At 37.9% G+C, this 13,679-nt stretch carries 15 protein-coding genes and 1 riboswitch; of the genes, 7 read left to right on the top strand and 8 right to left on the bottom strand.

Annotated features, from left to right (window positions below; genetic code table 11):
- Positions 1-11 precede the first annotated feature (11 nt).
- From ANA_RS01330 to ANA_RS01325, 3 genes are all read right to left on the bottom strand, one after another.
- A complete protein-coding gene (locus tag ANA_RS01330) occupies positions 12-914 on the bottom strand; it encodes a cation diffusion facilitator family transporter (RefSeq protein WP_015078240.1) in 903 nt (300 codons plus the stop codon).
- A 531-nt stretch (positions 915-1,445) separates the two neighbouring features.
- The gene (locus ANA_RS28430; RefSeq protein WP_371260396.1) at positions 1,446-1,592 is read right to left on the bottom strand and encodes a restriction endonuclease; all 147 of its coding nucleotides are present in this window, start codon (positions 1,590-1,592) and stop codon (positions 1,446-1,448) included.
- A gap of 182 nt (positions 1,593-1,774) precedes the next feature.
- Entirely contained in the window at positions 1,775-3,691 is a 1,917-nt protein-coding gene (locus tag ANA_RS01325; RefSeq protein ID WP_015078239.1) for a site-specific DNA-methyltransferase, read from the bottom strand.
- Positions 3,692-3,833: 142 nt separating this feature from the next.
- On the opposite strand from ANA_RS01325, the gene ANA_RS01320 reads away from it, so the two are divergent.
- Positions 3,834-5,057: an FIST signal transduction protein gene (locus ANA_RS01320; protein ID WP_015078238.1), complete on the top strand. Its 1,224-nt coding sequence runs from the start codon at positions 3,834-3,836 to the stop codon at positions 5,055-5,057.
- A gap of 76 nt (positions 5,058-5,133) precedes the next feature.
- Here ANA_RS01320 and ANA_RS01315 read toward each other — a convergent pair whose 3' ends face one another.
- Positions 5,134-6,234, bottom strand: coding sequence for a metallophosphoesterase family protein (locus ANA_RS01315; protein WP_015078237.1), 1,101 nt, complete (start codon positions 6,232-6,234; stop codon positions 5,134-5,136).
- A 151-nt stretch (positions 6,235-6,385) separates the two neighbouring features.
- Here ANA_RS01315 and trmB point away from each other — a divergent pair, with 151 nt between their 5' ends.
- Positions 6,386-7,021 (top strand): tRNA (guanosine(46)-N7)-methyltransferase TrmB, encoded by a 636-nt coding sequence (gene trmB / locus ANA_RS01310; RefSeq protein WP_015078236.1) that lies wholly within the window; start codon positions 6,386-6,388, stop codon positions 7,019-7,021.
- 81 nt (positions 7,022-7,102) lie between these two features.
- Here trmB and pth read toward each other — a convergent pair whose 3' ends face one another.
- The 4 genes from pth to ANA_RS01290 form a co-directional block, all read right to left on the bottom strand.
- Positions 7,103-7,744, bottom strand: a complete 642-nt coding sequence (gene pth / locus ANA_RS01305) for an aminoacyl-tRNA hydrolase (protein ID WP_015078235.1) — start codon at positions 7,742-7,744, stop codon at positions 7,103-7,105.
- Complete coding sequence (locus ANA_RS01300) at positions 7,741-8,001, bottom strand: TatA/E family twin arginine-targeting protein translocase (protein WP_015078234.1); 261 nt, start codon at positions 7,999-8,001, stop codon at positions 7,741-7,743. Before ANA_RS01300 ends, pth begins: the two co-directional genes overlap by 4 nt.
- Positions 8,002-8,303: 302 nt before the next feature.
- Positions 8,304-8,507, bottom strand: coding sequence for a photosystem II reaction center phosphoprotein PsbH (psbH, locus tag ANA_RS01295; protein WP_015078233.1), 204 nt, complete (start codon positions 8,505-8,507; stop codon positions 8,304-8,306).
- Between the two features lie 379 nt (positions 8,508-8,886).
- Positions 8,887-9,312: a GxxExxY protein gene (locus ANA_RS01290; protein WP_015078232.1), complete on the bottom strand. Its 426-nt coding sequence runs from the start codon at positions 9,310-9,312 to the stop codon at positions 8,887-8,889.
- Between the two features lie 244 nt (positions 9,313-9,556).
- Here ANA_RS01290 and ANA_RS01285 point away from each other — a divergent pair, with 244 nt between their 5' ends.
- The 5 genes from ANA_RS01285 (at position 9,557) to ANA_RS01265 (ending at position 13,671) form a co-directional block, all read left to right on the top strand.
- Positions 9,557-10,306 (top strand): hypothetical protein, encoded by a 750-nt coding sequence (locus ANA_RS01285; RefSeq protein ID WP_015078231.1) that lies wholly within the window; start codon positions 9,557-9,559, stop codon positions 10,304-10,306.
- Positions 10,306-10,779, top strand: coding sequence for a DUF2726 domain-containing protein (locus tag ANA_RS01280; RefSeq protein ID WP_015078230.1), 474 nt, complete (start codon positions 10,306-10,308; stop codon positions 10,777-10,779). Before ANA_RS01285 ends, ANA_RS01280 begins: the two co-directional genes overlap by 1 nt.
- A gap of 227 nt (positions 10,780-11,006) precedes the next feature.
- Positions 11,007-11,103, top strand: a riboswitch (TPP riboswitch).
- A 7-nt stretch (positions 11,104-11,110) separates the two neighbouring features.
- Positions 11,111-12,484 carry a phosphomethylpyrimidine synthase gene (thiC, locus tag ANA_RS01275; RefSeq protein WP_015078229.1) on the top strand — a complete coding sequence of 458 codons (1,374 nt, stop codon included), beginning with the start codon at positions 11,111-11,113 and terminating at the stop codon, positions 12,482-12,484.
- A 101-nt stretch (positions 12,485-12,585) separates the two neighbouring features.
- Positions 12,586-12,765, top strand: coding sequence for a PCP reductase family protein (locus tag ANA_RS01270; RefSeq protein WP_015078228.1), 180 nt, complete (start codon positions 12,586-12,588; stop codon positions 12,763-12,765).
- Between the two features lie 6 nt (positions 12,766-12,771).
- The gene (locus tag ANA_RS01265) at positions 12,772-13,671 is read left to right on the top strand and encodes a hypothetical protein (RefSeq protein ID WP_015078227.1); all 900 of its coding nucleotides are present in this window, start codon (positions 12,772-12,774) and stop codon (positions 13,669-13,671) included.
- The last annotated feature ends 8 nt before the right edge of the window (positions 13,672-13,679 follow it).

Below are 13,679 nucleotides of genomic sequence, written 5' to 3'. Positions count from 1 at the left end.
TTGCTACCAAATTAGGTTTGTTCGGCTTCAAAGGTGATGCGCTCAGATTGATATGCAGGTGGCTCAACATGAATTAAAATCCTGACGGGATGAAAACGTTGTTCTAGTTGTTTTTCAACTTCCTCTGTGATATTGTGAGCCGTTTCTACATCTGGTGCATCAACAATTAAGTGCATTTCTATAAACACTTGACGACCAATGACACCGCGGGAAGCGATATCATGACAGTTAATTACACCGGGGACAGAAACTGCAATTGTATGAATAGTTTCCGGGGCTATGGCCATTTGATCCACAAGCCAGGGCAAATTCTCGGTTAGAACTGACCAACCACTCCAAAATACCAGTAAAGCTACTGGGAAAGCTAGTGCTACATCTAACCACTGATAACCCAGCCACACACCAATTAAACCACCAATAACGGAGATTGTCACCCAAACATCACTCATGGTATGGGTAGCATCAGCGATTAAAATGGAACTACCTACTCTTTTTCCCACATTCCGTTCATAAAAGGCGACAAAAATATTTATTCCTAACACAATCAGTAATAACCACAATTCTGGAGGTGATACTTTTACAGGTTCGCCACCTTTGAGGATTCTTTCTAATGCACCTTGGACAATTTCAAAACAAGCTATTCCTAAAAATGCAGCTATCCCCAAAGCGCCTAGTGCTTCAAATTTATTATGCCCATAAGGATGCTCCCGATCTGGCAATGGTGAAGAAAACTTAATAGCAACTAAGCCTAAGACATTATTGGCACTATCAGTCACACTATGTAAAGCATCAGCCAGCAAACTTAAAGAACCTGTCCAATGACCCACAAGGACTTTTAAGCCCATGACAAATACGTTAAGCAGTAGGGTAATAATTAAAACTTTTCTTACTTCCGTGCGGTTATCGTAAATCATATATTAATCTTTTGTTAATCTTGTGTGATTTGTGGAAAAAAAGACTAGAGAATTTGTTTTCTTTAACTATTACTGTACAACAATAGGTATTTATTTCTAGGAATAAATATACAGGAAATATGTCAAAAACTGCTTATTAAGAATTTATCTCTTTATTGAACAAAAAGGAACAAAAGATCCCCCACTTCTTTGAGAAGTCGGGGATCTGGATATGGTAATGTGAATAATTACGAATAATTATTAATAAGTAGGTTATGTCTTCTGCACCTCTTACACCAAATCTGGTAGAAGGTTCTATTTCTGTTAGTTTTTCACCCCAAGCAGCGCGAGAATTAATGTCTAAACTATGATTTTTGTGATTTTGATGATTTTTATGATGAATCCCTCATTTTCATCAAAATAATCCTACAAATCATAGTTCAGACGTTTTTCTCGTTCCCATACTCTGTATGGGAATGAATTCTATAAGGCTCTGCCTTCAAACCATTTCTTCTAATTTTACCTCATAATCGCCCTGCATTTCCGGTTTATTTAGATCGTAATCTCATTAACGCTAGTTACCACTCGGTAATCTACTCCTAATGCTTGATGAAAATGCTTTTCACCACAGATAATTTTACGTTTTTCATCAGGTCGCAATTCATCTAAATTTGTTGTACCTTTTGTTTCACGAATCAGGTAAAGAAGTGGTTTCCCTACACCTTCTTTACCATACTCATCTTCAATTTCTTGTTGTAATGTTGCTACATATTGTCTAATTCTATGCGGGGTTGACCTTCTAATAAATTAGTAACGGCTTCAATAGCATCAGTTTGATATTCTTGATTAGCATCAAATCTAAATTCCATCTGCTACCTCTTTTAAATAGTTTTTAGTCTACATTGTAGGACTAAATTAGCTGCTGTAGTGTCATCTATGGCCATGTCAAGGCAAATTAATAAATCGTTTTTAGTTAATTTTAACGTTCTCGCTGTTTCAAAGTGAAACTGATTATCAAGACTAATATAAAAATGCTGTCTTTTATCTTCGTCAGTTATTTTGTAGATAGTAGCAGATTCAATTTCTGTAACTTCCTCAATGCGAGATGTCAAGCTATAACCTTGTTTGAGCATGACTTCATATCTTACATTTTCTGGTTTCCAGCCATCAACTAAAGGATCATTAAATAGTTCTAATTGTTCTATATATGCTTCCGGTTCTGTATCTGATGGTAATTCTTCCGATTGACGATAATTCGATTTAGATAATTTTAAAACCTTAAAACCTAAATCTTCTGGAGTTTCCCGATTTTGCAATGGGAGTTTACCATTGTCGGAATTTTTTATTTTCTGAATACTGCGACGAATACGCTCTTTACTAAGATCAACAATTGTAGGAAACTGTGGATTATCTGTTTTTTGTGGTAACTGAACTAGAATAAACCGACGATCACCCGTATCTTCATGATTCAATTCTAATACTGCCTGGGCTGTGGTAGCAGAACCTGCAAAAAAATCAAGAATAATATCAGTTGAATCTGTATTTGTAGATAATTCAACTATACGTTTGATTAACCGCGTTGGTTTTGGCGTATCAAAAGATTGAGATGCTTCTGGAAAGAGAGATTTAATCTGTTTTTTGGCTTCATCATTATGTCCAACATCTTTATGTTGCCACCAAGTATCTGATATTATTCCACCTACTTCAGATAAAAACCTTTTGTATGCAGGTACTTTATTTTCCTGATTTAATCCCCACCAGACTCGATTATCTTGAACATTTTGCTGGTGTCTAGCTTTGCTATAGCGCCAAACCGCAGTTCGACTAGGCCAAATTTCTTCTGCTGTTTTGGGATGAATTATTGGATAGTAAAGATTGGGTCTTTGTTCAGCCGATTTATTACATAAATAGTCTGAAGCTTTCCATAAACCTCGCGGATCATTATCTGGATTTTTGTATAGTTTATTTTGTTCTTCTGTTCTCTCCATTCTGCCAATAAGTGCTATTGCTTTACCACTATCTAAAAACTGTCTCTGCTTACTATAAACTAATATAAAATCATGGGTAGCTGAAAAATCAACAGTATCATTAGCTGGAGCATATTTTTTTTGCCAACACACGCAAGCAACAAAATTTTCTTCTCCAAAAACTTCATTCATCAACAACCGCAAATTATGAACTTCGTGATCATCAATACTTACGAAAATTACCCCATCTTCTCTTAACAATTGCCGTGCTAAAAAAAGACGGGGATACATCATAGACAACCAAGCAGAATGATAACGTCCACTGGTTTCAGGATTGCTCGTTTGTAAATTACCTTCACTATCTTTTTGGCCTGTTAATTCTAAATAGTTATCAAGAGGATCTGTATAATTATCTGGATAAATAAAATCATTTCCCGTATTGTAGGGAGGGTCAATATAAATCATCTTTACTTGTCCAGAATAGGACTTGCGAAGTAACTTTAAAACTTCTAAATTATCACCTTCAATAAACAAATTTTGAGTATTATCAAAATCTACTGATTCATTTCTATCTGGTTTTAATGTAGCTTTACTTGGTGTTTGTAACATCTGAATAGCTTCACGCTTACCAGCCCAAGTAAAAGAGTAACGTTCTGGCCGATCATCTGTATTTTTTCCTAAAGTTGCCTTTACTAAAGTTGCCTTTAACTTATCAAAATCTATCTCACCTTCTGTAAACACTTCTGGAAAAATGGCTTTAAGCTGCTCAAGTTGTTCAGCCTTGATATCACCAGAAGTTATTTCTACTTTATCTATATCTCTTTTGTTCATTGACTGTGTGTATTTTTATGTTGCAAATTTTACTAAGAAACTAGATTCTTTAATACATTTTAACAGAAAGTCAACAATCACCAATCACCAAACTTAGTTAAAATAATCAACTAACCTCAACACAGAAATAAGCCGAAAACTCATGGCAGATCAAATGCAGTGGACAAATGCCTTATCAACCCGTCCTTCCTTAGAAGCGGCTATTAACGATGTCGTAGAACAAGCGGTGGCATCTTTAACAGCACCAGCACATTTAGGGCTGGTATTCATTTCTTCTGCCTTTATGAGTGAGTATTCCCGACTTTTGCCTTTATTGGCGGAAAAGCTTTCTGTACCTGTATTAATTGGTTGTAGTGCTGGGGGTGTAATTGGCAAGAAACAGGCAGGAGAAACCGAAGAAATAGAAGCAGAACCAGCCCTGAGTCTGACTTTAGCCCATCTTCCCGGTGTCGAAATCCGACCTTTTCATATTGTCGCCGAAGAATTGCCAGATTCCGATAGTTCCCCCATGGCTTGGATTGATTTGCTAGGTGTGCCACCTTCCGTAGTCCCTCAATTTATTCTCTTGTCTAGTCCCTTTGCTTCAGGAACGAATGATTTGTTGCAGGGGTTAGATTTTGCTTATCCAGGTTCTGTGGTGGTGGGAGGACAGGCCAGCAGCGGCTTTATGAATGGTCGTGTGGGCTTATTTTGTAATGATAAATTGTATCGGGAAGGTACGGTAGGCATCGCTTTAAGTGGCAATATCGTCTTAGATACCATTGTTGCCCAAGGATGTCGTCCCATTGGTGAACCGTTGCAAGTCACCAAAGCGAAACGGAATATTATTGTTGAGTTAGATGAAAAAGTCCCATTGGTGGTATTGCGAAATTTAATTAGTAGTTTAAGTGAAGAAGATCGAACTTTAGCACAACATTCTTTATTTGTAGGTTTAGCAATGGATGAATTTCGTCTAAATTTACATTCAGGGGATTTTTTAATTCGCAATATTTTAGGAGTAGATCCTAATGCTGGGGCGATCGCAATTGGCGATCGCATTCGTGCCGGACAAAGGTTACAATTTCATCTGAGAGATGCCGAAGCATCAGCCCAAGATTTAGAAATTTTACTGCAAGAATATCAAAGTCAAAATGCCAGCGAACCATCTCCCGTAGGCGCTTTAATGTTCACCTGTTTAGGACGAGGAACAGGACTTTATGGCAAACCTAATTTTGATTCTCAACTATTTAGCCGATACCTCCATGATTTACCAATGGGTGGCTTTTTCTGCGGTGGTGAAATCGGTCCAGTCAGCGGCAGAACTTTCTTGCATGGCTATACTTCTGTATTTGCTATTTGTCGTTCTTTAATCAGTGATAACAGCTAATGGTTAAATATAGCCGAGAAATAAGAAAATTACATCCTGTAAATCCTTAAATCCTGTAAATCCTGATTCAGACAATTTACCCAATTAAAAGCGTACTATGATTATCAATTAAAGCTGTATTCCCATCATTAACCGCACTATATTCTTCGATATAACGACGGACATGAATAGGAAAATGTGGATATTCTAACATAGCATCACCATCGGCAATAGTTGCCCAAAAATCCCGTAAACCGGGAGCTAGGATTTGTGCCTGTGCTAGTGGTAAACTTAAAGGTGGTAAAGTCAATAATTTGAGGACAAAAGGATAAGAGCGATCGCCCATCCATTGCCGTGATAATGTTTGTAAATTGGGAAAATCTGGCACTGATTCCACACGATGAGAAACAACTTGTAAGGATTCGTTACCCAATTCATCGCGGTTAAATTCTAATACTCGATAAGGATGAGGATAGCTGACTAAAGAACCCGTGGTAATATCATATATTCCTTCTGCATAAGCAATATCTTGAACGTGCAAATGTCCTGTAAATACTAACTTAACTCCATAGCGTTGTAATAATGTCCGCAGTTCTGCTGCATTTTCCAGCATATAACGATTTGCCATCGGATGATTTGATTGATTAGGTAAATGTTCAACCACATTGTGATGGATCATTACTAAAACCAATTCATCTTTAATGCTTGCTAATTCCCGTTCTAACCACTGGAATTGTTGACTATCTAACCGTCCTATTTGCTCACCTTGATCATTAAATGAGTTAGAATTAAGACCGATTAACCTCACTCCTGGGAATATCTGCCGATTGTAATAATGTTGTTGAGGATTTTCATAACCAAATTGTTGGTAATAATAGGGAAAATCTGCAAAGCCAATTGATTGTTCATTAGCCATTAAAACAGGGAGATCATGATTACCAGGAATCACATAAGATGGAAAAGGTAATTGAGATAGCCTGTTTTGTAACCAATTGTGATTTGCTGGTTCACCATGTTGGGTTAAGTCTCCAGGGATCAACAAAAAATCTAAATCTAATTGGGTTAAATGTGCTAATACACTATCAAAAGCTGGAATACTCACTTCCACCAAATGAAAGCGACTAGGATGATCCCAGATGGTTTCAGGAAGCGCAATGTGTAAGTCGCTAACTATAGCAAAACGAAAATTGAGTTTCATTGATTTTAAGAAAATGTTAAAAATAAAGTTGCAAAAATTCTTATTCTTAAAGTATAACCCTCACTGTGTATACCTGTGTAGGAATATTTAGACTTAATAATATTTATATACATTTGTTTAGAATTGTTGTTTTTTTTAAGGAGAGTAAATTTTGTCACCTGTTCGAGTTCGTCAGCACGTTAACCCCCTTGCGAGTAAGTTCCAAACCCCAGCCGCTTCTCCAGAATGGGAAAAGATTTATATCCAACAAAACCTACCTCTACATTTAGATATCGGTTGTGCTAGAGGTAGATTTGTCCTCAAAATGGCACAGGTAGAACCAAATTGGAATTTTTTAGGTTTAGAAATTCGAGAACCGCTAGTAGTAGAAGCAAATAGAATCCGCGACGAAATGGAATTAACAAATTTGCATTATCTGTTTGCAAATGTGAATAATTCCCTAGTTTCCTTATTATCAACATTACCTGTAGGAAGGTTGCAAAAAGTTACAATTCAATTTCCTGATCCTTGGTTTAAAAATCGCCATGCAAAACGTCGGGTAGTGCAACCAGAATTAGTCACAGAATTAGCAAAATATTTAACAGTTGGTGGTATTGTTTTCCTGCAATCTGATATAGAATTTGTAGCAGTAGAAATGTGCGATCGCTTTGATGAACATCCTGCATTTGAAAAGCTAGGAACAACAACATGGTTAACCGAAAACCCCCTTCCTGTCCCCACAGAACGGGAAATAGCCACTCAAAACAAAGGTGAACCAGTTTATCGGGCTTTATTTAGAAAACTATAATCCGAGATCCTGGGGGAAACGATGCCGAATTTTGTCAGCGGGAATGGGGCGCATCTCTAACAGACATTCGCTGTAGCTGGGTCAGGTGCCGTCTTGTGTCAATGACTGATTGCAAAGATTCATGGACTTTTCTATTCCCTGTTTGAAACTAAATTCAACACACTCAACGACAAAGTTTAAAACTTGAGACATGACTTTATTCTCAGTGGCAGAAAATCGCCCTAAAACATGAGAAACAGTATGAGAATTATCCCCATCTATTGCGTTCTTTGGTTTACCTATACCAATTCTTAATCTAGGAAAATTTTGGGTATTCAGATGAGAAATAATACTTTTCATGCCATTATGTCCACCCGCAGATCCAGACAACCGCAGACGAGTTTTGCCCAAGGGTAAATCTAGATCATCATAAATGATTAAGATTGATTCAGGCGGTATTTTGTACCAATTGGTTACGGCTTGAATAGCTTGTCCTGAAAGATTCATATAGGTTAAGGGTTTGAGTAAGCGAATTTTCCCCTTACCTGCTGCATTCCCTTCGCCAAATTCTCCTTGAAACTTGCGATTTTCAGCTAGAGAAATTTGCCAAGCCCGAGCTAGGGTATCTATAGCTGCAAAGCCAATATTATGACGAGTTTGGTCATATTTAGGCTCTGGATTTCCCAGTCCGACAATTAGCTGGGGAATCACCACAGCCGTTGGTTTTACTTCTTCATCTTTCATCCTTGTACGTTTTCTGACTGGGTCTTTCCAGCTTCAATGTGTTTATGCTCTAATTCAGCGGTTGTTTGCACAGTTTCTTTTAATTGTTCAGATTCTTTTTTGAACTCGCTTTGAAATTCATTAGAGGCCTCTTGAAAACTGCGAATCGTTTTCCCCAAACTGCGCCCAATTTCTGGTAACTTCTTCGGTCCAAAGATTAATAATGCAACTACCATAATGACACCCATTTCTGGTAAGCCGATACCAAATATATTCATTCTTGTCTCCTGTATACGGAAAAACCGCCACAACTACCTTATAGCTTTGGGATCTAGATTAATTTTATCGCTATTTTTAGGCATTTTTTTTGAATAATGAAAAAACTGGGACAAGCCAGGTAAAGTTTTATACTGCTCGGTTAAGGGTAAAAAGTCGTTATATCGTAGGTTGGGTTGACGTATGTTACCCAACAAAATTCTCGATCATGTTGGGTTTTGCTGTCGCTCAACCCAACCTACATTTCCTTAACCGAATAGTATTAGGATAGATGCTAATTATCAGCTTGATGACTGGATAGCCATTAGCCGCCTAAACTGCGCCAATCAACAAGCACGTCCTGAATTAACAGAGACTTGTTATAAACTTGCAGGATAATTAGCAGAAATACCAAAAATAAACCCATAAACACACCCATTAAAGGTGTTGTTCCCCAACCTGGAGACACTTTACCATACTCAGCATTTAAGGGTCTGAGAATATCTCCTAACTTAGTCCGTTGTGCCATAGTTCACCTAAGAATTAGTTACCAAAGCTTTTTTAAATTTTTTCAGACATTCCCAAACCTTTACAGGCTGGGGATTCTTGGTTTAAACTTACCTATTTTCGATTGACCTAATCACAGGTTTAACAGTTCGCATTTACTCATGTCTTTGTCACGAATAATTACCCAAGCTTTTATCCAGTGGTGGATAAGTTCCCGGTTGTCTCACGGTACATGGATGAATCCAAAAGCTGTTCTTAAATTATCGCAGTTTGTGATCTTTGTTTAGCGATATTGCTGGAGGTTTTTGCCACATTTACAAAAATACATGATTTTCGGTGTGTTGATGCGGTTATGGAGGAATTAACGAACCGCAGAGGCGCAGAGTACACAGAGGGAAGAGTTAGAGAGAGAGGGCTATGCGTTTGATACCGTCTTTGAGGAGGGGAACGTTAAAGTTGATGAGGAGTCCTAAAGTGCGCTTGGTTATTTTGAGGTAGGAGAGAAGTTGAGCTTCGTGAATGGGGGCTAGGGTTTGCACAGCTTTTAATTCTACAACTAAACAGTCTGCAACTAAAAAATCTAATCTACCTCTACCTACATCATGTCCTTTATATGTCAAGCTTATTGACTTTTCAACCTCATGATGTATACCCCGAATCATAAATTCAACAACCAGTGCTTCCTTATACACTTCCTCCAAAAACCCAGGACCTAAAACCCGGTGTACCTCAATAGCAGCCCCAATAACCTCCCCTGTAAGCCAACTCATCTCCTCTCCTAACTCTCTTCCCTCTGCGTCCTCTGCGCCTCTGCGGTTCGTTTTCATCACATAATCCTTGCAAAAACAACTAATTACCAAATTAACCCAATTATCACCTCTACCAAACCTCTTACCTCCGTGTCCTCTGTGCCTGGAGTGGTTCGTATTCATTATAACTTCTTCTTACACTCTAATAAGAAATGTGTACTGTGTTCTGAAGAAAAAGCCGGAAAATTAGCCTTTTTCATGAAATCCAAAAATCTTAGCCAAGACTCTTGTAATTTTAGAAAATAGGGGTTAAGATATTTCCATGAACCTTAAAGAAGATTTTTGGAAAAAAGCAATGTCAAAAATTATCTACGATGTCATCCAACGCTTTGAGGTTGAAAACGGCGTTCCTCGCTTGGTTTCAACTAATATTCAGGTAATTGAAGGTGGGGAAGATTTGTTATCTTTAGCTATCAGTATGCTGACTAAACTGGGTTTTTATGAGAAGTTTGATGAAAATAGAACATCCCAATATATAGGTTATCGACTAAAAAATCCTGGTAAAGGTGCTAAACGTTATCAATTAGTTTTATCGCAACGTAAGGAAGGTTTATGTATTTCAATTTCTCAAGATGTTTTAAAATCAGAAATTTTGGAGCTTACTTGTTTTACTGAATATAATGTGCCAGCAGATGATTTGGGCAATGATTATGTTTTTACAACACATATTTTAGGTAGATTTTGGATCTTGCCTAGTAAAGAAGATATATTTTTGGAAGTAATGCAATCTCATTATCCAAATATTTTAAATGGTGAAGTAAGAGGAAATTTTAGTTTAAATCCTTATGTTATTTATCCTGATATTACTGATCTAAATGGTGAACCTTTTGGGGAAACAATATCAATGGAATCAGAAGAATTTAACCTCAAATCCTTGGGAGAAAGTAGTAGTTACCTAATTCTCTATGAAGATAAACTTTTCCCTTATATGACGCAGGTATGTATCACTTCTATTGAAGTATTAGAAGAATTTATTAACCACTTTGTAAAGATCTTAATGGAGAAAAACTAATGTCTGTAAAACCCAAACGACTGGTTAATCCTTACGAAGAAAGAATGCTAGAGTTTCTGCAAACCTGCATAGATAAGAATTATAAAATTCATACACAGGTAAGCTTATGCCAATTTTGTGAATTAGGTAGCAGCCTTGATATTAAACTCAGAAACTTCTTCTTTAGCTCCAGTGTAGACGCTCTGATCACAAACAAAGACTATAAACCTTGTTTAGTTGTAGAATTTCAATCTACATATCATGATTCTCATGAGGCAAGAGAGCGTGATAATAAAAAATTACATTTACTAACCTTAGCAGGAGTTCCCCTAATTTATTCAAGAATTAAAGACTTTGGATTATTACATCTTTACTCTCAACAGGAAGAAGTAATATTTAATTTATTCACAGGCGAAAAACGCGAAAATGCCAAAGCCTTAATTAGAAACTATTGCGAACCATCTAATTTTTCTAACCTTCTAGCTATAGCATAGTAATTGCTAACTTACCCACCTAGCACTGAAGTGCAAGGCTAATAATAAAAGTCGTCTCAAGACGACTGAAAAAAGAAAAGATATGAGTCCGTTTTAACGGACTTTCGCTATTAGCCTGGGGTTTTAACCCTAGGCGGTTTGTGTAACCAACTACAAATCCTCCTTTCCCCATATCTTCACAATTTATCATCCCCCTCCCTCCAATCATCACCAAAATGCTACAATCTACACCATGCTAGGGGTGCTTGGGAAACCAAGCTGAGATCAAACCCTTAACACCTGAGTCTGGATAATACCAGCGGAGGGAAGCTGTTTATTTGAGGATTGTAATATGCGGACAGAATGGGTAGCCAAGCGACGTGGACAAGCTAACGTATCGCAAATGCACTACGCCCGTCAGGGTGTGATTACTGAAGAAATGGATTATGTAGCGAAGCGGGAAAAGCTGCCTGCTGAACTTATCCGCGCCGAAGTGGCACGGGGACGGATGATTATCCCTGCGAATATTAATCATACTAACTTAGAACCGATGGCCATTGGTATCGCTTCTAGTTGTAAAGTTAACGCCAATATCGGTGCTTCTCCCAACTCTTCTAACTTGCAGGAAGAAGTTGATAAACTCAACCTGGCGGTAAAATACGGTGCTGATACTGTGATGGATTTGTCCACAGGTGGCGGTAATTTAGATGAAATTCGTACCGCAATTATCAATGCTTCACCTGTTCCCATTGGTACAGTTCCAGTTTACCAAGCTTTAGAAAGCGTTCACGGCACTATCGAAAATCTCACCGCTGACGATTTTCTCCACATCATCGAAAAACACGCCCAGCAAGGGGTAGACTATCAAACCATCCACGCGGGGATTTTGATTGAACATTTACCTTTAGTCAGAAACCGTCTCACAGGTATTGTCTCTCGCGGTGGCGGAATTTTGGCGCGGTGGATGTTGCATCACCACAAACAAAACCCCCTGTATACCCATTTCAACGACATCATTGAGATTTTCAAAAGATATGATGTTTCTTTCAGTTTAGGCGACTCCCTGCGCCCAGGATGTACCCATGATGCGTCCGATGAAGCCCAGTTGGCAGAACTGAAAACTCTAGGAAATCTCACCCGCAAAGCTTGGGAACATGATGTGCAGGTGATGGTAGAAGGTCCAGGTCACGTTCCCATGGATCAAATTGAGTTCAATGTCCGCAAACAAATGGAAGAGTGTTCGGAAGCACCTTTCTATGTTCTTGGTCCTTTGGTGACTGATATTGCTCCTGGTTATGACCATATTACCTCAGCTATTGGGGCAGCTATGGCGGGCTGGTACGGTACAGCGATGTTGTGTTATGTGACACCTAAAGAACATTTAGGTTTACCTGATGCGGAAGATGTGCGGAATGGCTTAATTGCGTATAAAATTGCGGCTCATGCTGCGGATATTGCTAGACATCGGCCAGGTGCTAGAGATAGAGATGATGAACTTTCTAAAGCTCGCTATAATTTCGACTGGAATCGTCAATTTGAGTTATCTTTAGACCCCGAAAGAGCGAAGGAATATCACGACGAAACTTTACCAGCAGATATCTATAAAACTGCTGAGTTTTGTTCTATGTGTGGGCCTAAGTTCTGTCCTATGCAGACTAAGGTTGATGCTGATGCTTTGACTGAATTGGAGAAGTTTTTGGCTAAAGAACCTGTAGCGCAAGGTTAATTAGTGAACAACAAGATCCCCGACTTCTTCAAGAAGTCGGGGATCTAAAACCTAGTACATCAATCCAAATCTTTATATTGAAATTAAACTCCTAAAAATCTATGAGTGAACAAATTAAATGGACTGCTGAAGCTGAAGTTAAGCTCAAAGAAATTCCTTTCTTTGTCCGTCCGTTTGCTCGCAAAAAGATTGAAACCTATGCTCAAGAGAATAGTATATCTCTAATTACTCTTGAAATTTATGAACAGGTTAAGCAACAATTTAATAAAAAATTTGGCTAACATATAATGACTCGACAATCTCATGATCAATTCGCTAAGGAATATCTGGAGGAATTATTAACACCTCTAGGAACGATTAAAAAAAGCGAAAAGGTTAAAAGTGAAGTTCAAGAAATTGATGTTTGGTTTGAACCATTTTCTGATCAAACTCAGGAAAATCTCCCTTTAGGTTTATTAGGGAAGATGGCTAAAACTCAATGTTTATTTGAGCCTTTTCGCAATCCACCATCAGAAATAGAAATTCGCAGTTGTTTACTTAAATTATATGCCGTTCATGGTGATGTAGTTAGGAAGGCAAAACGCGAAAATAGAAATATTGCTGAATCAGATTTACCGATTTTATGGATTTTAACACCAACTTTTTCATCTCGGATGATTACCGGTTTAGGTGCAACTGAAATTGTAGAAGATTGGGTTAAAGGTGTTTATTTTCTGCCGAATATTCTGAAAACAGCAATAGTTGTGATTCATCAATTACCAGAAAATGAGGATACTTTATGGTTGAGAGTTTTGGGGAAAGGAGGAACACAAAAAAGAGCAGTTGAGGAGTTAACTGAGTTACCAGAAAATCACCCTTTTCGAGAGAATTTGTTAGAAATTTTAGCGGACTGGCGCAAGAATTTAGAATTGAGAGATAATTTAAGTAGGGAAGAAGAGGAAGTAATTATGAACTTATCACCGGCTTATTTACAACAAATAGAAGACTGGAAGCAAGAAGGAAAACAGGAAGGACAACTTTTGTTGATAACTTCTCTTCTGGAAGGGCGTTTTGGTAGTTTGGATGCTGAGTTATCTGGTGTGGTGGCAAAGATTGCTAAATTTCCTATTTCTGAACGCACTCAGTTACTTCTTTCTTTGGGTAATTTATCCCGTGAGGAATTGTTGCAAAGATTACAGGATCAATAAATTTAAGG

This window comes from Anabaena sp. 90 (assembly GCF_000312705.1).
GTDB classification, from domain to species: domain Bacteria; phylum Cyanobacteriota; class Cyanobacteriia; order Cyanobacteriales; family Nostocaceae; genus Dolichospermum; species Dolichospermum lemmermannii.
Note: the sequence above shows the minus strand (reverse complement) of the source record. Positions and strands in the feature narration are given on the sequence as shown.

What these genes read in the sequence shown, in the direction of transcription:
- thiC (WP_015078229.1), top strand. Translation starts at nt 11,111, where the DNA reads ATGCGGACAGAATGGGTAGCCAAGCGACGTGGACAAGCTAACGTATCG.
- pth (WP_015078235.1), bottom strand. Translation starts at nt 7,744, where the DNA reads ATGAAAGATGAAGAAGTAAAACCAACGGCTGTGGTGATTCCCCAGCTA.
- ANA_RS01330 (WP_015078240.1), bottom strand. Translation starts at nt 914, where the DNA reads ATGATTTACGATAACCGCACGGAAGTAAGAAAAGTTTTAATTATTACC.
- psbH (WP_015078233.1), bottom strand. Translation starts at nt 8,507, where the DNA reads ATGGCACAACGGACTAAGTTAGGAGATATTCTCAGACCCTTAAATGCT.
- ANA_RS01325 (WP_015078239.1), bottom strand. Translation starts at nt 3,691, where the DNA reads ATGAACAAAAGAGATATAGATAAAGTAGAAATAACTTCTGGTGATATC.
- ANA_RS01315 (WP_015078237.1), bottom strand. Translation starts at nt 6,234, where the DNA reads ATGAAACTCAATTTTCGTTTTGCTATAGTTAGCGACTTACACATTGCG.
- ANA_RS01300 (WP_015078234.1), bottom strand. Translation starts at nt 8,001, where the DNA reads ATGAATATATTTGGTATCGGCTTACCAGAAATGGGTGTCATTATGGTA.
- ANA_RS01285 (WP_015078231.1), top strand. Translation starts at nt 9,557, where the DNA reads ATGAACCTTAAAGAAGATTTTTGGAAAAAAGCAATGTCAAAAATTATC.
- ANA_RS01280 (WP_015078230.1), top strand. Translation starts at nt 10,306, where the DNA reads ATGTCTGTAAAACCCAAACGACTGGTTAATCCTTACGAAGAAAGAATG.
- ANA_RS01270 (WP_015078228.1), top strand. Translation starts at nt 12,586, where the DNA reads ATGAGTGAACAAATTAAATGGACTGCTGAAGCTGAAGTTAAGCTCAAA.
- ANA_RS01290 (WP_015078232.1), bottom strand. Translation starts at nt 9,312, where the DNA reads ATGAAAACGAACCGCAGAGGCGCAGAGGACGCAGAGGGAAGAGAGTTA.
- ANA_RS01320 (WP_015078238.1), top strand. Translation starts at nt 3,834, where the DNA reads ATGGCAGATCAAATGCAGTGGACAAATGCCTTATCAACCCGTCCTTCC.
- ANA_RS01265 (WP_015078227.1), top strand. Translation starts at nt 12,772, where the DNA reads ATGACTCGACAATCTCATGATCAATTCGCTAAGGAATATCTGGAGGAA.